This is a genomic window from Streptomyces sp. NPDC029152 (assembly GCF_055564355.1).
The window spans coordinates 89,199-106,131 of the sequence record NZ_JBVHWR010000007.1 but is presented as its reverse complement, the minus strand read 5'-3'; the positions used below and the strand labels follow the sequence as shown (position 1 = coordinate 106,131).

15 protein-coding genes are annotated in these 16,933 nt (G+C 71.1%); all 15 read right to left on the bottom strand.

The features are described from left to right. Nucleotides 1-3 precede the first annotated feature (3 nt). Nucleotides 4-1,173 carry an apical growth/hyphal branching protein DivIVA gene (gene divIVA / locus ACZ4V6_RS16740; RefSeq protein ID WP_467827605.1) on the bottom strand — a complete coding sequence of 390 codons (1,170 nt, stop codon included), beginning with the start codon at nucleotides 1,171-1,173 and terminating at the stop codon, nucleotides 4-6. 55 nt (nucleotides 1,174-1,228) lie between these two features. Continuing rightward, on the bottom strand, nucleotides 1,229-1,513 hold the full coding sequence (locus ACZ4V6_RS16735) for a YggT family protein (protein ID WP_007448661.1): 285 nt from the start codon (nucleotides 1,511-1,513) through the stop codon (nucleotides 1,229-1,231). Nucleotides 1,514-1,593: 80 nt separating this feature from the next. Then, nucleotides 1,594-2,235: a cell division protein SepF gene (locus ACZ4V6_RS16730; RefSeq protein ID WP_467827603.1), complete on the bottom strand. Its 642-nt coding sequence runs from the start codon at nucleotides 2,233-2,235 to the stop codon at nucleotides 1,594-1,596. 129 nt (nucleotides 2,236-2,364) lie between these two features. Continuing rightward, nucleotides 2,365-3,084, bottom strand: coding sequence for a YggS family pyridoxal phosphate-dependent enzyme (locus tag ACZ4V6_RS16725; RefSeq protein ID WP_467827600.1), 720 nt, complete (start codon nucleotides 3,082-3,084; stop codon nucleotides 2,365-2,367). A 6-nt stretch (nucleotides 3,085-3,090) separates the two neighbouring features. Continuing rightward, nucleotides 3,091-3,819 (bottom strand): peptidoglycan editing factor PgeF, encoded by a 729-nt coding sequence (gene pgeF / locus ACZ4V6_RS16720; protein ID WP_467827598.1) that lies wholly within the window; start codon nucleotides 3,817-3,819, stop codon nucleotides 3,091-3,093. Next, a complete protein-coding gene (gene ftsZ / locus ACZ4V6_RS16715) occupies nucleotides 3,816-5,024 on the bottom strand; it encodes a cell division protein FtsZ (protein ID WP_467827595.1) in 1,209 nt (402 codons plus the stop codon). Before ftsZ ends, pgeF begins: the two co-directional genes overlap by 4 nt. A gap of 287 nt (nucleotides 5,025-5,311) precedes the next feature. Further along, nucleotides 5,312-6,106: a cell division protein FtsQ gene (gene ftsQ / locus ACZ4V6_RS16710; protein ID WP_467827592.1), complete on the bottom strand. Its 795-nt coding sequence runs from the start codon at nucleotides 6,104-6,106 to the stop codon at nucleotides 5,312-5,314. A gap of 142 nt (nucleotides 6,107-6,248) precedes the next feature. Next, nucleotides 6,249-7,343 carry an undecaprenyldiphospho-muramoylpentapeptide beta-N-acetylglucosaminyltransferase gene (gene murG, locus ACZ4V6_RS16705; protein WP_403520360.1) on the bottom strand — a complete coding sequence of 365 codons (1,095 nt, stop codon included), beginning with the start codon at nucleotides 7,341-7,343 and terminating at the stop codon, nucleotides 6,249-6,251. Nucleotides 7,344-7,349: 6 nt separating this feature from the next. Next, nucleotides 7,350-8,720, bottom strand: coding sequence for a putative lipid II flippase FtsW (gene ftsW, locus ACZ4V6_RS16700; RefSeq protein ID WP_467827589.1), 1,371 nt, complete (start codon nucleotides 8,718-8,720; stop codon nucleotides 7,350-7,352). A gap of 75 nt (nucleotides 8,721-8,795) precedes the next feature. After that, a complete protein-coding gene (gene murD / locus ACZ4V6_RS16695) occupies nucleotides 8,796-10,202 on the bottom strand; it encodes a UDP-N-acetylmuramoyl-L-alanine--D-glutamate ligase (protein ID WP_467827587.1) in 1,407 nt (468 codons plus the stop codon). 8 nt (nucleotides 10,203-10,210) lie between these two features. Further along, complete coding sequence (gene mraY, locus ACZ4V6_RS16690) at nucleotides 10,211-11,302, bottom strand: phospho-N-acetylmuramoyl-pentapeptide-transferase (protein ID WP_189228554.1); 1,092 nt, start codon at nucleotides 11,300-11,302, stop codon at nucleotides 10,211-10,213. Then, nucleotides 11,302-12,732, bottom strand: coding sequence for a UDP-N-acetylmuramoyl-tripeptide--D-alanyl-D-alanine ligase (locus ACZ4V6_RS16685; protein WP_467827584.1), 1,431 nt, complete (start codon nucleotides 12,730-12,732; stop codon nucleotides 11,302-11,304). Before ACZ4V6_RS16685 ends, mraY begins: the two co-directional genes overlap by 1 nt. A gap of 28 nt (nucleotides 12,733-12,760) precedes the next feature. Further along, nucleotides 12,761-14,281 (bottom strand): UDP-N-acetylmuramoyl-L-alanyl-D-glutamate--2,6-diaminopimelate ligase, encoded by a 1,521-nt coding sequence (locus ACZ4V6_RS16680; protein WP_467827582.1) that lies wholly within the window; start codon nucleotides 14,279-14,281, stop codon nucleotides 12,761-12,763. A 187-nt stretch (nucleotides 14,282-14,468) separates the two neighbouring features. Next, the gene (locus ACZ4V6_RS16675) at nucleotides 14,469-16,436 is read right to left on the bottom strand and encodes a peptidoglycan D,D-transpeptidase FtsI family protein (RefSeq protein WP_467827579.1); all 1,968 of its coding nucleotides are present in this window, start codon (nucleotides 16,434-16,436) and stop codon (nucleotides 14,469-14,471) included. Then, nucleotides 16,433-16,888: a cell division protein FtsL gene (gene ftsL, locus ACZ4V6_RS16670; RefSeq protein ID WP_467827577.1), complete on the bottom strand. Its 456-nt coding sequence runs from the start codon at nucleotides 16,886-16,888 to the stop codon at nucleotides 16,433-16,435. Before ftsL ends, ACZ4V6_RS16675 begins: the two co-directional genes overlap by 4 nt. Between the last annotated feature and the right edge of the window lie 45 nt (nucleotides 16,889-16,933).

Below are 16,933 nucleotides of genomic sequence, written 5' to 3'. Positions count from 1 at the left end.
GGATCAGTTGTCGTCCTCGTCGATCAGGAACCCGCGCATCGGCGAAGGCGCCTGTCCCATCGGCGACGGCCCCTGCGGCCGCACCGGTGCCATCGGCTGGGTCATCGCCGGCGACATCTGCTGCTGACCGCCGTAGGACGGACCGGACTGGCTCGGCCCGCCGCCCATCGACTGGTTGCCGCCGTAGGACGGGGCACTCGCGCCGGCCGGAGCCATCGAGGGCGCCGGGGACGGCGGCAGCGAGGCCGTCGCGGGCGTACGCGGCGGGGCGAGCGAGTCGTCCGCCTGGGTCTCCAGCTGACGCAGCTGCGACTCCAGGTAGGACTTCAGCCGCGTCCGGTACTCGCGCTCGAAGCCGCGCAGGTCCTCGACCTTGCGCTCCAGCGTGGCGCGGGCGGACTCCAGGGAGCCCATCGCGACGCGGTGCTTCTCCTGCGCGTCCCGCTCCAGGGCGTCGGCCTTGGCACGGGCGTCCCGCTCCAGACCCTCGGCACGCGAACGCGCCTCACCGACGATCTTGTTGGCCTCGGAACGCGCCTCGGCGATCGCCTGGTCGGCGGTCTGCTGGGCGAGCGAGAGGACACGGGCGGCGCTGTCGCCGCCGGGACCGCCCTGACCGGGCAGGCCGGGGCCACCGGGGCCCTGCGGACCGCCCATGGGGCCGCCCATCGGACCGGGACCCATCTGGCCCTGCATCGGACCCGGGCCCTGGCCCATCGGCCCCGGACCCTGGCCCATCGGACCGGGACCCTGCGGGCCACCCTGACCGCCGGGGCCGGCGGGCAGCTGCGGGGCACCGCTCGGCAGCTGGGGCGGACCACCCATGGGGCCACCCATCTGCTGCTGCGGCGGGCCCGATATGCCGGCGGGCACCGGAGCGCCGGGACCTCGCATGCCCTGCTGCGGCATGCCGCCCTGCTGCTGTGGATGCTGTGGATGCTGCTGCTGGTCCTGGGGCGGTTCCGGGGGCTTGCGCATGTTCTGCTGGTTCTGCGCAGCCGCGCGCGTCGCCGCGGCCAGTTTGGCGCGCAGGTCCTCGTTCTCGCGGAGCAGCCGGGTCAGTTCGGCTTCGACCTCGTCGAGGAAGGCATCGACCTCGTCCTCGTCATAGCCTTCTCGGAGGCGGACGGTCGTGAACTGCTTGTTCCGCACGTCCTCGGGGGTCAACGGCATCTCTTCACCTCAACGTTGTCGTCGGCATTCGGCAAGCCCGTATCTCTCTCATCGCTCACAGCCGGCTCACGATCGAGATCAGGATGTAGACGATGATCATCAGTACGAAGAAGGACAGGTCGAGCGCCACGCCCCCGAGACGCAGCGGCGGGATGAACCGCCGCAGAAGCTTCAACGGTGGATCGGTGACAGTGTAGGTGGCCTCCAGAACGACCACCATCGCCTTGCCGGGTTGCCACGAGCGGGCGAACTGGAAGACGTAGTCCATGACCAACCGGAAGATGAGCACGATGAGGAAGCACATCAGCGCGATGTAGACCACATCCAGGACCACGCTCATTACCTGTGCTTCCCTCTCCCCTGAACCATCTCTCGGACCCGCCCTCGGATCCGTGGTCTTGCTCTAACCGGTCGTGCGTCTCAGCTCTGGTTGAAGAACCCGCCCTCTGCGATGCGGGCCTTGTCCTCCGCCGTGACATCGACGTTAGCAGGAGACAGCAGGAACACCTTCTGTGTCACCCGCTCGATACTGCCGTGAAGACCAAACACCAAACCGGCCGCAAAGTCGACAAGTCGCTTCGCATCTGTGTCATCCATCTCAGTGAGATTCATGATCACCGGCGTGCCCTCACGGAAGTGTTCCCCGATGGTACGGGCCTCGTTGTAGGTCCGGGGGTGAAGTGTGGTGATCCGGTAGGGCTCTCGTTCGGACACGACCTTGGGCATGATGACCGGTGCGCTCTTTTCCAGGCTTGCGCGTTCTTGTGTGATGGACGCCACGGGCGCGATGCGCGCCGGGCGGCTCGATTCCGCCCCGAGCGAAGCGGACCGGGCCACCGGCTCGCGCTGCGCGGGTGGCTGGACGATTCGCACCTCTTCTTCCCTTTGAGGCTGATGTGAACCATGCGGCTGGTGTGCCGGTTCGTGCCTCCGGTGGTCCCGCTCGGGCTCCGGGTCCAGTTCGGGTTCGAAGTCGTCGTCGGGGTCGAACCCCCGGCCGTCGTACCCATCGTCCTCCACGAGGCCGAGGTAGACCGCCATCTTGCGCATCGCGCCGGCCATGCTCTGAGTCCTCCGCTCTGTGGTGGATCGGCTGACGACTGCCAAATGCCCGCGATCCACTAGGTCGTTGCCTCCGCCTTTCGGCGGTAATGACCATATTTTCTGCTGTGGTCCGACTTCTTGGCGACGTTACCCGAGCCTGGGTCGGACTCCGAGTACCGCGGTGCCGACGCGTACATGTGTCGCTCCGGCGGCCACGGCCTGTTCGAGGTCCGCACTCATCCCTGCGGAAACCATGTTCGCAGCCGGATGGGTCCGGCGCAGGCGGGTCGACAAATCCATGAGGTGCTCGAACGCCGCCTGTTGACGTCCGGCGTACTCGCCGGTGAGCGGTGCCACGGTCATCAGCCCGTCGAGCCGCAGTCCGGCCGATCCGGCGACCAGGTCGGCCAACTCTTCGATTCCCGCGGGCGCGACGCCGCCGCGCTCTCCGCGCGCGCTCTCCCCCGCGTCGAGTGCGACCTGGAGGAGCACGCCCACCTCGCGGCCGGCGCGCACCGCTTCCCTCGACAGGACCGTGACGAGCTTGGCCCGGTCGACGGACTGCACGACATCGGCGTAACCGACCACCGAACGCACCTTGTTGGTCTGCAACTGACCGACGAAATGCCACGAAAGCGGCAGATCCGAGCAGGCTGCGGCCTTGGGCGCCGCGTCCTGGTCGCGGTTCTCGGCGACGTGGCGCACGCCGAGTCCGGAGAGGACGCGCACGTCGTCGGCCGGGTAGGTCTTGGTGACCACGATCAGGGTCACCTCCTCGCGGCGGCGTCCCGCGGCCTCGCACGCGGCGGCGATGCGCTCTTCCACCTTCGCCAGGTTCCCGGCGAGTTCGTCCTTACGGTCCGTCATGCCCCATCAGTCCAGCCAGACATAGCCCGCGAGCCGCCCTGTGGTGCGGTCGCGTCGGTACGAGAAGTGGTCCTTCGACTCCCGGGTGCACACCGGCGACTGCGCCAGGTCGCACACCCCGAGCCGCTCGAGCTGCGCGCGCACTCCGGCGCTCACGTCGAGGGACGGAGTGCCCCAGCTCGTCACGGCGTGCGCCGCCGGTTCGACGGCGCCGACCTCGGCGCGCATCTCCTCCGGCACCTCGTAGCACCGGCCGCACACGGCGGGTCCGGTGCGGGCGACGATGCGGGCGGGGTCGGCGCCGAGCCCGGTCATGGCCCGTACGGCGGCGGGGACGACCCCGGCGACCAGGCCGGGCCGGCCCGCGTGCGCCGCGGCGGCGACGCCGGCGACGGGGTCGGCGAGGAGGACGGGTACGCAGTCGGCGGTGAGGACGGCGAGGGCGAGACCGCGTTCGGCGGTGACGACCGCGTCGACCCGCGGGGCCGGGCGGTCCCCCCAGGGCGCGTCGACCACGGCGACGTCGGCCCCGTGCACCTGGTTCATCCAGACCACACGGGCCGGGTCGACGCCCAGCGACTTCGCGGCCAGTTCGCGGTTGGCCGTCACGGCGGCCGGGTCGTCGCCGACCGCGCCGCCGAGGTTGAGCTCCTCGTACGGAACGGCGCTCACCCCGCCCCACCGGTCGGTGAAGCCGAAGTGCGCGCCGTTCACGGTGTCGCGCTGTCCTATCACTTCAGGAAGTCCGGCACGTCCAGTTCCTCGGCCGCGCTGTCCGAGTAGGTCCGCGACGGCGGGACCGGCGGCGGGGCGACCGGCGGCAGGTCGCTGACCGGCTCCGGTGCCGGGACCGGCTCCGGCTCCTCCTTCGGCTTGACGCTGCCGAGCGAACCGAAGGACGGGCGGCTCTCGGGCTGCCGGGCCGGGGCGGGCTCCTCGCGCTTGGCCGGGGCCGAGGCCGAGCCGAGGACGTTGTCCCGCTTGGCCGGCGGCTGGCCCCCGTCGAAGCCGGCCGCGATCACGGTGACCCGTACCTCGTCGCCGAGGGCGTCGTCGATGACCGCGCCGAAGATGATGTTGGCCTCGGGGTGCGCGGCCTCACTGACCAGCTGGGCGGCCTCGTTGATCTCGAACAGACCGAGGTCGGAGCCGCCGGAGATGGAGAGCAGCACGCCGCGGGCGCCGTCGATGGACGCCTCCAGGAGCGGCGAGGAGATCGCCATCTCGGCCGCGGCCACCGCGCGGTCGTCGCCGCGGGCCGAGCCGATGCCCATGAGGGCCGAACCGGCCTCCGACATGACCGACTTGACGTCGGCGAAGTCCAGGTTGATCAGACCGGGCGTGGTGATGAGGTCGGTGATGCCCTGCACACCGGACAGCAGCACCTGGTCGGCGGACTTGAAGGCGTCGAGCACGCTGACCTGGCGGTCCGAGATGGACAGCAGCCGGTCGTTGGGGATGACGATGAGGGTGTCGACCTCTTCGCGCAGCTCGGCGATGCCGTCCTCGGCCTGGTTGGCGCGGCGCCGTCCCTCGAAGGTGAACGGGCGCGTGACCACACCGATGGTGAGGGCGCCCAGCGAGCGGGCGATGTTGGCCACGACGGGCGCCCCGCCGGTACCGGTGCCGCCGCCTTCACCGGCCGTCACGAAGACCATGTCGGCCCCCTTGAGGACCTCCTCGATCTCCTCGCGGTGGTCCTCGGCGGCCTTGCGGCCGACGGCCGGGTTGGCTCCGGCGCCGAGTCCGCGGGTGAGTTCGCGGCCGACGTCCAGCTTGACGTCGGCGTCGCTCATCAACAGAGCTTGCGCGTCGGTGTTGATGGCGATGAACTCGACGCCCTTGAGACCGACCTCGATCATCCGGTTGATGGCATTGACACCACCGCCGCCGACACCGATGACTTTGATGACTGCGAGGTAGTTCTGCGGTGCTGCCACGTCGAAGGCCTCTCGCCTCGAGTTACGTGTCGTCGGATCACCGGGGCACTGATGCCCCGCGACCCGACGACTGATGCCGAATGGGACGGTCCGTAGCGCCGACCCGAACCCTAACGCTGAAGTTTAGGGTTACCAGTGTGCCTGTTCCTTGAAGTCTTCCGAACAGGACACTAAGTCGACACGTGGCGCGCGTTCAACGAACACGCCGAACCTCCCGTTTTTCTTTTCACCCTATGTGATCAGCCGTAGCGCTGCCCAACCAGGGTGCTGGCCTGCACGTATACCCGTCAACTCCCCGACGACGCCGGGGCGGTGGGAACGCTCACGTCGAAGTGCCGCGCGTCGGGCGTCGCTTTCATCAACGCGGTGAGCGCCCGGGCCTTCCGTTCGCCCTGCTCACCGCTCCCCCAGGCCACGGTCCGGCCGTCGCTCAGCCGCAGCGAGATGTCGTCGTAGGAACGGACCTTGACCTGGCGGGTCCGCCGCGCGACCGCGTCCGGGACGCTTCCGGCGACCCGCACCGCCTCGCGCATCAGGCGGTCCTCGCCGAAACGGCGCAGGCTCGCCGCGGCCGGGCCCGAGCGGGCGGGTTCCCATTCCAGCGCGGGCACGCCTTTCGGGGCCCGGGAAACCGTGGCGAAACGGACGCCTTCGTCGTCCACTTCGACGAAGTTCCGGCCTTTTTGCACCACCAGAACCGGAGTGCGCTCAGTCACTTTCAACGTGATTCCGTGCGGCCAGGAACGGACCACGTCGACCTCGTCGACACGGGGCAGTTTCCGGCTCAGCCGTGCCGCGATCGCCCCGGTGTCGACGGAGGCCAGCGCGTCCCCGACGGGCACGTCGGCGGCCTCGCGGACCTGGGCCGGCGTCAGGACGCGGGTTCCGGAGACCGACACCCGTTCCACGCGGAGCCAGTTCGACCCGTACAGCACCCAGAGCGTCACGCCCCCGGCGAGCACGAGCGCGATGGCCAGGATGATGATCATACGAAGGCGGGGCAGCCGGAACCGCCCCGCACCGGGCGGGCCGGACGACTCCTGCTGGCGTTCACCGCGTTCGGCGGTGGTCGGTCCGGCCACGCGCACTCCCTTTCCTGGCTCGGTTCACCTCCGGGGCGCCTCGGCCGGTGCCGACAGCCCGGCCGCGCCCGGCCCTTCGGGCTCCGCGCGCCCGGCCCGTCGACACCGACGCGCCCCTTCGGCTCGCTCGCCGATGCGTTACCTAGCGGTGTGCGCGGCCGGCGATCGCCTCGTACACCATGCCGACGAGGAGGTCGTCGGCGTCCCGGCGGCCGAACTCGGCGGCGGCGCGGGACATCTCGTACAGCCGGTGCGGATCGGCGAGCACGGGCAGGACGTTCTGCTGCACCCACTCGGGCGTCAGCTCCGCGTCGTCGACCAGCAGACCGCCGCCGGCCTTCACCACCGGCTGGGCGTTGAGCCGCTGTTCGCCGTTGCCGATGGGCAGCGGGACGTAGGCGGCCGGGAGCCCGACGGCGGAGAGTTCGGCGACGGTCATCGCACCCGCGCGGCAGAGCATCATGTCGGCCGCGGCGTACGCGAGGTCCATCCGGTCCAGGTAACTTACCGGGATGTACGGGGGCATCCCCGGCATCTGGTGCACCTGCGGCAGTTCGTTCTTCGGACCGACCGCGTGCAGGATCTGGATACCGGCCTGCTGGAGCCACGGCGCGACCTGCTGGACCACCTCGTTGAGGCGCCGGGCGCCCTGCGAGCCACCGGTGACCAGCAGCGTCGGCAGGTTGGGGTCGAGCCCGAACGCCGCGCGGGCCTCGGGACGCGCGGCGGCGCGGTCGAGGGTAGCGATGGAACGGCGCAGCGGGATACCGATGTAACGGGCGTTGCGCAGCTTGCTGTCGGGCGTGGAGACGGCGACCTGGGCGGCGTACCGCGAGCCGATCTTGTTGGCCAGGCCGGGGCGGGCGTTGGCCTCGTGGATGACGATCGGCACACCGAGCCGCTTGGCCGCGAGGTAGCCGGGCAGCGCGACGTAACCGCCGAAGCCCACCACGCAGTCCGCCTTGGTGCGCTCCAGGATCTGCTCGGTCGCCTTGATGGTGCCGCGCAGCCGGCCCGGGACGGTGATCAGTTCCGGCGTGGGCTTGCGCGGCAGCGGGACGGCGGGGATCAGCGCCAGCTCGTAACCGCGCTCGGGCACCAGCCGGGTCTCCAGTCCGCGCTCCGTGCCCAGGGCCGTGATGCCCACGGTCGGATCCTGCCTGCGCAGGGCGTCCGCGAGGGCGAGCGCGGGCTCGATGTGGCCCGCGGTTCCTCCGCCGGCGAGTACGACATGCACCGAAATTCACCGCTCTCCGGACGAGCGCGCCGCCGAGGCGCGTCGTCGCATCGTGTTCCGACTCCGGGGGGCCCGTTTGGCCCCGGAGCCCCCGGTTCCCCCCGTTCCCCGCTTTCTACCAAAGCGAGGTTGCCGCAGCGCAAGCGCCGCCCGCGCACCGGGCTCGTCGCGGGCGAAGGCGATGAGCAGACCGATGGCGAACATGGTCGGCAGCAGGGCGGATCCTCCGTAGGAGAACAGCGGGAGGGGCACACCGGCGATCGGCAGCAGCCCGAGGACCGCACCGACGTTGATCACGGCCTGGGCCGTGATCCAGGTGGTCACGCCTCCCGCGGCATACCTGACGAAGGGGTCCTCCGTGCGTCCGGCCACGCGGATACCCGCATAGCCTAGAGCCGCGAACAGGGCGAGCACCGACAGCGTCCCCGCCAGGCCCAGTTCCTCACCGGTGACGGCGAAGATGAAGTCGGTGTGCGCTTCGGGGAGTTCGCCCCATTTCTCCACACTGGCACCGATCCCGGATCCGAACAGCCCGCCCGAGGCGAGGGCGTAGATGCCGTGCACCGCCTGCCAGCAGGCGTCGCCGGGGCCGGGGTCGGTGGCGCCGATGCAGTTCAGCCGGGCCATGCGGTTGGGGCTGGTCTTGATGAGGATCACACCGAGCAGCACGGCGACCGAGAGCACCCCGGCGAACAGCCGGGTGGGCGCGCCCGCGAGCCACAGCAGACCGAAGAGGATCGCCGTGAGGATGATCGCCGTCCCCATGTCGCCGCCGATCATGATCAGCCCCAGCAGCATGAACGCGGCCGGCACCAGGGGGACGAGCATGTGCTTCCACTGGGTCAGCAGCTTCTTGTCCTGCTTGCGCGCGAGCAGGTCGGCGCCCCACAGCACCAGGGCGAGCTTGCCGAACTCGCTGGGCTGGATCTGGAAGGAGCCGCCCAGGGAGATCCAGTTCTGGTTGCCGTTGACCGACATCCCTATCCCCGGCACCTGCACGAGGATCATCAGGCAGACGGCCCCGGCGAGGATGGGGTAGGCCAGCGCCCGGTGGAGTTTCACCGGCATCCGCATGGCGGCCACCAGCAGCCCGGCGCCGATCAGCGCGGCCAGGAACTGCTTGCGGAAGAAGTAGGAGCCGGGCAGGGAGAGCTGGAGCGCGGTGATCTGGGAGGCCGAGTAGACCATCACCAGGCCGAGCACGGTGATCAGCAGACTGCCGCCGAAGATCAGGTAGTACGCGGTCAGCGGCCGGTCCCAGGCGCGGCGCAGACGGAGGTAGAGACCGAGGACCGGGTTCTCGTGCGGCGGCCCCGACGCGGCCGGCCGCTTGACGCTCCGCTGCACGGGCGGACGTCCGGTACGGCTACCGGGCATCGTGGCCTCCGCTGTCGATCGGCCTGGACCGTGCCACGCGTCCTCCCGAGTTCACCCGGCGCGGGAGCGTCCGGGTCAGGCGCCGAGTTCGCGAACGGCCGCCGCGAACGCGTCACCACGCTTGTTGTAGTTGGTGAACATGTCCATGGAGGCGCAGGCCGGGGCGAGCAGGACCGTGTCGCCGGGCCGTGCGAGCCGCCGGGCCTCCTGGACGGCCTGGAGCATCGCCCCAGTGTCGGTCCGGTCGAGGTCGACCACGGGTACTTCCGGGGCGTGTCGCGCCAGGGCTTCGCGGATCAGCGCGCGGTCGGCGCCGAAGAGGACGACGCCGCGCAGCCGCTTCGCCGCCCCGGCGACCAGCTCGTCGAAGGTGGCGCCCTTCGCCAGTCCGCCCGCGATCCACACGATCGACTCGTACGCCGCCAACGAGGCCTGCGCGGCATGGGTGTTGGTGGCCTTGGAGTCGTCGACGTAGGCGACCCCGTCGACGTCGGCGACGTGCGCGATGCGGTGGGCGTCGGGCGTGAAGGCCCGCAGCCCGTCCCGTACGGCGGCGGCGGAGACGCCGAAGGCGCGGGCGAGGGCCGCCGCGGCAAGGGCGTTGGCGATGTTGTGCGGGGCCGGCGGGTGGACGTCGGAGACCTCGGCGAGCTCCTGGGCGTTCTTCTGCCGGTTCTCCACGAAGGCGCGGTCGACCAGGATGCCTTCCACGACGCCGAGTTGGGAGGGACCGGGGGTGCCCAGGGTGAACCCGACGGCCCGGCAGCCCTCTTCGACGTCGGCCTCGCGGACGAGGTCCTCGGTCGCCTTGTCGGCGACGTTGTAGACGCAGGCCACGCGATTGCCCTCGTAGACGCGGCCCTTGTCGGCGGCGTACGCCTCCATGGAACCGTGCCAGTCGAGGTGGTCGGGGGCGAGGTTGAGCACCGCGGCCGAGTGGGCGCGCAGGGAGGGCGCCCAGTGGAGCTGGTAGCTGGACAGCTCCACGGCGAGGACGTCGTACTCCTCCTCGCCGGTGACCGCGTCCAGCAGCGAGACGCCGATGTTGCCGACGGCGGCCGTGCGCAGGCCGGCCGCCTTCAGGATGGACGCCAGCATCTGGACGGTGGTCGTCTTGCCGTTGGTGCCGGTGACGGCCAGCCAGGGCGCGGCGTCCGGGCCGCGCAGGCGCCAGGCCAGTTCGACGTCGCCCCAGACCGGTACGCCCGCCCGGTCCGCCGCCGCGAACAGCGGCTTGTCCGGCTTCCAGCCGGGCGCGGTGACGATCAGCTCGGTGCCTTCGGGGAGGGTGTTGCCGTCGCCGAGGCGCACGGTGACGCCGAGCGCCTCGAGTTCGGCCGCCTGCGCCCGCGCGCGCTCGTCGTCGCCGTCGTTGACGACGGTGACGTGCGCGCCGAGGCCGTGCAGGACCTTGGCCGCCGGGACGCCGGAGACGCCCAGTCCGGCGACGGTGACGTGCTTGCCCGTGAATTCCGAAGGCACCGAGGAGGTCACTTGTCCGCTGCCCATCCCGCGTAGAAGAGGCCGAGTCCGACGATCACGCAGATGCCCTGGATGATCCAGAAGCGGACCACGACGAGGACCTCGGACCAGCCTTTGAGTTCGAAGTGGTGCTGAAGTGGCGCCATCCGGAAGACGCGCTTGCCGGTGAGGCGGAAGGAGCCGACCTGGATGACCACCGACATGGTGATCAGGACGAACAGGCCGCCGAGGATGGCCATCAGCAGTTCGGTGCGCGAGCAGATCGCGAGACCCGCGAGCACACCGCCGAGTGCGAGCGAACCGGTGTCGCCCATGAAGATCTTGGCCGGCGAGGTGTTCCACCACAGGAAGCCGAGGCAGGAACCCATCAGCGCGGAGGCGACCACCGCCAGGTCGAGCGGGTCGCGCACCTCGTAGCAGGCGCCCGGGTTGGTCAGGGTCAGCGCGTTGGCGCAGGACTCCTGGAACTGCCAGACGCCGATGAAGGTGTAGGCGCCGAAGACCAGGACGGAGGCGCCGGTGGCCAGGCCGTCGAGGCCGTCGGTGAGGTTCACGCCGTTCGACATGGCGAGGATCATGAACAGCGCCCAGACCACGAACAGCACCGGCCCGATGGTCCAGCCGAAGTCGGTGATGAACGACAGCTTGGTGGAGGCCGGGGTGTTGCCGCGGTTGTCCGCGAACTGGAGCGCGAGGACCGCGAAGGCGATGCCGACGATGAGCTGGCCGGCCATCTTCGCCTTGGCCCGCAGGCCCAGCGAACGCCGCTTGACGATCTTGATGTAGTCGTCGAGGAAGCCGACCAGGCCCATGCCGACCATGAGGCCCAGCACCAGCAGGCCCGAGAAGGTCGGCCCCGCGTCGGCCTCCTCGTCCAGGTAGCCCGTGATCACCTTGGCCAGGAAGTAGGCGATGACCGTCGCCAGGATGAAGGCGATACCGCCCATGGTCGGCGTACCGCGCTTGCTGGCGTGCTCGCGCGGACCGTCGTCGCGGATGTACTGGCCGTAGCCCTTGCGGGCCAGCAGCTTGATCAGCAGCGGGGTGCCGACCAAGGTCAGGAAGAGGCCGATGACTCCCGCGAACAGGATCTGCTTCATCATCGGGCGGCGACCTCACCCTCGGCGCCGGTCTCGAGCAGCGCCGCGGCGACCGCCTCCAGACCCACCGAACGGGACGCCTTCACGAGTACGACGTCCCCCGGGCGCAACTCGCTGCGCAACAGGTCGATCGCCGCCTGTGCGTCGGACACGTGCACCGACTCCTCACCCCACGAACCCTCGTTGTATGCGCCCAGTTGCAGCCATCGGGCTTCTGTGCCCCCGACCGCGACGAGCTTGCTGACGTTGAGCCGGACGGCGAGCCGTCCGACCGCGTCGTGCTCGGCGAGCGCCTCGTCCCCGAGCTCGGCCATCTTGCCGAGCACCGCCCACGTCCGACCCCCTCTCGCCCGTGAGGCTCCGCCCATGGCGACCAGCGCACGCAGCGCGGCCTTCATGGACTCGGGGTTCGCGTTGTAGGCGTCGTTGACGACCGTCACGCCGTCCGGGCGCTCGGTGACCTCCATCCGCCAGCGGGAGAGGGAGCCCGCCTCGGAGAGCGCGGTGGCGATCTCGTCTGCGGACATGCCCAACTCGTGGGCGACGGCGGCCGCGGCGAGCGCGTTCGACACGTGATGCTCACCGTACAGGCGCATGGTCACATCACTTGCACCGGAGGGTGTGTGAAGCCTGAAGGAGGGCTGTCCGCTGTCCGTGAGTCGCACGTTCTCGGCGGACACGTCCGCTTCGTCGGACTCTCCGAAAAGGACCACCTTCGCCTTCGTACGGGAGGACATGGCGCGTACGAGGGCGTCGTCCGCGTTGAGGATCGCGACGCCGCCCTCCTCGGCCGGCGGAAGCGCCTCGACGAGTTCGCCCTTGGCCTGGGCGATCTGCTCCCGGCCGCCGAACTCGCCGATGTGGGCGCTGCCGACGTTGAGGACGAGGCCGATCCTCGGCGGGGTGAGTCCGGTGAGGTACCGGATGTGGCCGATGCCGCGGGCGCCCATCTCCAGCACGAGGTACCTGGTCTCCTCGGTGGCGGTCAGGGCGGTGAGCGGCAGCCCGATCTCGTTGTTGTGCGAGCCCGGTGTGAACACCGTCGGCGCCTGGCGCTGCAGGACCTGCGCGATGAGGTCCTTGGTGCTGGTCTTGCCGGCGGATCCGGTGAGGGCGACGAGGGTGGCGCCGAGGCGCCGTACGACGTGGCGGGCGAGGGCGCCGAGGGCGGCCTGGACGTCGTCCACGACGATCGCGGGCACGCCGACGGGACGGGAGCCGAGCACGGCCACCGAGCCCGCCTCCACGACCGCCGACGCGAAGTCGTGGCCGTCCACGCGCTCGCCGACGAAGGCGACGAAGAGGCTGCCGGGCCCCGCCTCCCGGGAGTCCCGGACCACCGGCCCGGTGACCTCGACGGACGCGTCCGGTATGTCGTGCATCTGCCCGCCGACGACTTCTGCGATCTCGGCGAGGGAGAGGGCGATCACAAGTTCATCCCCTGGTTCTTCAGGATCTTCATCCCTGGGTCTTCCGGATGGCTTCGCGAAGCACCTGGCGGTCGTCGAAGGGGCGGACCACTCCGGCGATGTCCTGGCCCTGCTCGTGGCCCTTGCCCGCCACCAGCACGGTGTCGCCGGGCTCGGCCCGGGCGACGGCGGCGGCGATCGCGGCGGCCCGGTCCTCGAAGACCTGGACCTCGCCGCGCTCGTGCGCGGGCACGGACGCCGCGCCCCGGAGCATGGCGGCGAGGATGGCCAGGGGGTCCTCGGAGCGGGGGTTGTCGGAGGTCAGCACGGCCGTGTCGGCGAACCGGGCCACGGCGGCGCCCATCGGCTCCCGCTTGGTGGTGTCCCGGTCGCCGCCGCAGCCGAGCACGGCGTGCAGCTTCCCCTCGGTCACCTTGCGCAGGGCCCGCAGGACGGACTCGACCGCGTCGGTCTTGTGGGCGTAGTCGACCACCGCGAGGTAGGGCTGACCCTCGTCCACCCGCTCCAGCCGGCCCGGCACGCCCGGCACGGCGGCGATGCCGTCGGCCGCGGTCTGCGGGTCGAGGCCGGCGGCGGCCAGGGCGGCGATCGCGGCGAGGGTGTTGGCCACGTTGAAGGGACCGGCCAGGGGCGACCTGGCGGTGATCCGCTCGTCCTTGGGGCCGACCGCGGTGAACGTCGAGTCCATCGGTCCGACCCGGACGTCCTCGGCGCGCCAGTCGGCGTCGGGGTGGCCCTCGGCGGAGTAGGTGACGACGGGGACCGTGGCCTCGTTCGCGAGCCGGCGGCCGTACTCGTCGTCGGTGTTGACGACCCCGAGCCTGCTGCGCTCCGGCGTGAACAGCTGCGCCTTGGCCTGGAAGTAGTCCTCCATGTCGGAGTGGAACTCCATGTGCTCCGGGCTCAGGTTGGTGAACACCGCGACGTCGAAGACGCAGGCGTCGACCCGGCCGAGCACCAGGGCGTGGCTGGAGACCTCCATGGCGACCGCCTCGGTGCCGCGCTCGCGCATGACCGCGAACAGGGCCTGGAGGTCGGTGGCCTCGGGCGTGGTGCGCTCGGACTTGATGCGTTCGTCGCCGATGCGCATCTCGACCGTGCCGATGAGCCCGGTGGTCCGCGCGGTGCGCAGGCCGCCCTCGACGAGGTAGGCGGTGGTGGTCTTGCCGGAGGTGCCGGTGATGCCGATCTGGAGGAGATCGCGGCCGGGGTGGCCGTAGATCGTGGCCGCCAGTTCGCCCATCCGCGCGCGCGGGTCGTCGACGACGAGCGCCGGCAGCCCGGTGGCGGCGACGCGCTCCGCGCCGGCCGGGTCGGTCAGCACGGCGGCGGCGCCGAGACCGGCGGCCTGGGTGACGAAGTCGGCGCCGTGGGCGCGGGCTCCGGGGAGGGCGGCGTACAGGTCACCGGGGCGGACGGCGCGGGAGTCGTGGGTGATGCCCGTGACCCCGGCGGTGCTGTCCGGCGCGGCGACACCCAGCTGATCGGCGAGTTCCGCGAGGGGTGTGGCGGAGACCTGCACCGGCCGGGGCGGTCCCGGATATGTCACGGGGTGGCCCTTCTGGGTGGATTGGGACTGATCAGCGTGTGGCACGGCGGTGAGCGTACCGGGCCCACCCGCCTCCGGGCGAAGCGAGGGGCGGGGGCTGCTCTGGTTCCCGGGATCCGGGGTGATCGTTGTCACGGATGGTTCCTGGTGGCTCGGTGCTGGCTCAGTGCGGGGGACTCTCGGCCGGTCAGGGCGCGAACTCGACCGGAAGGTTGGCGGGTGCGGCCCCGGTCGGCGGGACCTGGAGGGTCTTCAGGGCGAACTCCATGACCTGCTTGTAGATGGGTCCGCAGATCTGGCCGCCGAAGTAGTTGCCCTCGGTGGCGTTCTGGATGGCGCAGTAGACGGTGACGCGGGGCTTGTCGGCGGGGGCGAACCCGGCGAACGACGAGGTGTAGCCGTGATACTTGCCGGTGGCCGGATCCACTCGGTTGGCCGTGCCCGTCTTGCCCGCCACGCGGTAGCCGGGGATGCGCGCCTTGGTGCCGGTGCCGTCCTCGTCGTCGACGACGGACTCCAGCATCCGGGCGAGGGTCTTGGCGGTCTTCTCGCTGACCACACGGGTCTTCTCGGGTTCGGGGGCCGGGGTGAAGCGCCCGTCGTCCCCCTTGGTGCCGCGCACGAGCGTGGGTTCGACGCGCACGCCGCCGTTGGCGATCGTCGAGTACACGGAGGCCGCCTGGAGCGCGGTCACGGAGACGCCCTGGCCGAAAGGAATCGTGTACTGCTGCGAGGTCGACCACTGGTCCGGCGGTGCGAGGATGCCCTTGGTCTCGCCGGGGAAGCCGAGCCCGCTGTACTCGCCGAGGCCGAACTTGCGCAGGTAGGAGTAGAGCACCTTGTTGGCCTCCTGCTGGGTCTTGCCCAGCTCGCCGGTGGCCATGATCGTGCCGATGTTGCTGGACCTGGCGAGCACGCCGTTGAGCGTGAGGTACCAGGTGCGGTGGTCGACGTCGTCCTTGAAGAGCCGGTCGCCGCGCTTGAGCCGGTTGGGGACGGTGATGTGGGTCGTCGGCGTGGCGACGTTCTCCTCCAGCACGGCCGCCATCGACAGCACCTTGGCGGTGGAGCCGGGCTCGAAGGCGTCCTGGAGGGCCCCGTTGCCGAGCGCTTCGGGGTCGGCGTGGGCCAGGTCGCCCGGGTCGAAGCCGGGCGAGTTGGCCATGGCCAGGATCTCGCCGGTGCGGGTGTCCTGGACGATGACGTAGCCGCCGTCCGCCCTGGACTTCTCCACCTGCTCGCTGATGGCGTGCTGCGCGGCCCACTGGATGTCGCGGTCGATGGTGAGCTCGACGTCGCTGCCGGGCACGGCGCGCGTCTCGCTGGCGCCGGCGGTGGGCACCTGGCGTCCGCCGGACTGCACGTAGCGGATCTCGCCGTCCTTGCCCGCCAGCGTCTTGTCGAGCTGTCGTTCGAGGCCGCCGCCGCCCTTGCCGTCGGCGCTGACCCAGCCCAGGATGCCGGCGGCGAGGTCGCCGCCCGGGTACACGCGTTTGCTGCTCGGGTCGGCCAGGACACCCGCGAGGACGTTGACGGCGGACCTGTCCGTCTCGGCCTTCTTGCCGAGCGCGGTCTTCAGGTCCTTGATCTGGTTCCAGACCTGCGGGGTCTGCCGCTGGGCGAGCCGGACGTACCGCAGCTTCTTGTTCGCCGGACGGAGCCGGTCGACGAGTTCCTGCTGGTCCGTGCCGAGGATCGGCGCGAGGAGCGCCGCCGCCTGTTCGGGGCCGTCGTCGACCTTCAGCGCCTCGCGGGTGAACATCGTGGGGTCGGCCGTGATGTCGTAGGCGTCCACGGTGGTGGCGAGGGCCACGCCGTTGCGGTCGGTGATGCCGCCGCGGTCGGCGGTCAGGGTGTGCACGACGTAGCGGTTCTGCTCGGCCTTGGCGGCGTAGGTGCCGGCGTCGACGGCCTGCACCTGGAGCAGCCGTACGACGAAGGCGGCCATGACGAGGGTCAGCGCGAGGCCGATCATGCGCAGCCGGGGCCGGGGGCTGCCCAGCCGGATGGTGCGGGGCGCTCCGGGCCGGGGCGGGCCGGGCCGGCGCGCCGGGCGGGCGCCGGGTCCGGGCTGCCGCCGGCCGCCGGGGCCGACGGGCCTCGCGGGTCCGGGCACACGGCGGCGCGGCGGTTGCCTGTCGGACACTTCCGTCACCTGCCGGAGGTCGGGGTCGGGGTGGCTGGGGCGGACAGCCCGGTCAGTGCCTCCGGGGCGAGGACGAGCGGAGCGGCGGTGGCCGCCGCCGGGGCGGGCGAGCCCTTGACGGTGCCGTCGGGGGCGAGGAAGACGGGGCTTCCGCCGGGCACCATGCCGAGTTCGCGGGCACGGTGCTGCAGGGCCTGCGGGGCGGAGTAGGCGTCGATGTCCCGCTGCAGCGCCTGTTCCTCGTCGGTGAGGCTCTTCGTCTCCTGTTCGAGGTCGTCCAGCTGGAACGAGCCCTCGCTCAGGGCGGAGTTCAGCACGAGCAGCCCGATGAGCCCGCCGCCCAGCAGGAGGACGACGAGGAGCACGAAGGGCGCCCGGGCGGCCCTGCCGCGTACGCTGCCGGGCGGGAGGAGCCGGGCGAGCCGGGCAGCCCTCCCCTTCAGCTGAGGTCTCCCGCTCACTCGCCCTCCCCTCGGCCCGGGTGGCACACCCGCACCCGCCTGGCC

Bases quoted from the DNA above. Each gene is read 5' to 3' on its own strand.
- ACZ4V6_RS16735 (WP_007448661.1), bottom strand. From the start codon at position 1,513: ATGAGCGTGGTCCTGGATGTGGTCTACATCGCGCTGATGTGCTTCCTC.
- mraY (WP_189228554.1), bottom strand. From the start codon at position 11,302: ATGAAGCAGATCCTGTTCGCGGGAGTCATCGGCCTCTTCCTGACCTTG.
- ACZ4V6_RS16725 (WP_467827600.1), bottom strand. From the start codon at position 3,084: ATGACGGACCGTAAGGACGAACTCGCCGGGAACCTGGCGAAGGTGGAA.
- divIVA (WP_467827605.1), bottom strand. From the start codon at position 1,173: ATGCCGTTGACCCCCGAGGACGTGCGGAACAAGCAGTTCACGACCGTC.
- ACZ4V6_RS16730 (WP_467827603.1), bottom strand. From the start codon at position 2,235: ATGGCCGGCGCGATGCGCAAGATGGCGGTCTACCTCGGCCTCGTGGAG.
- ftsW (WP_467827589.1), bottom strand. From the start codon at position 8,720: ATGCCCGGTAGCCGTACCGGACGTCCGCCCGTGCAGCGGAGCGTCAAG.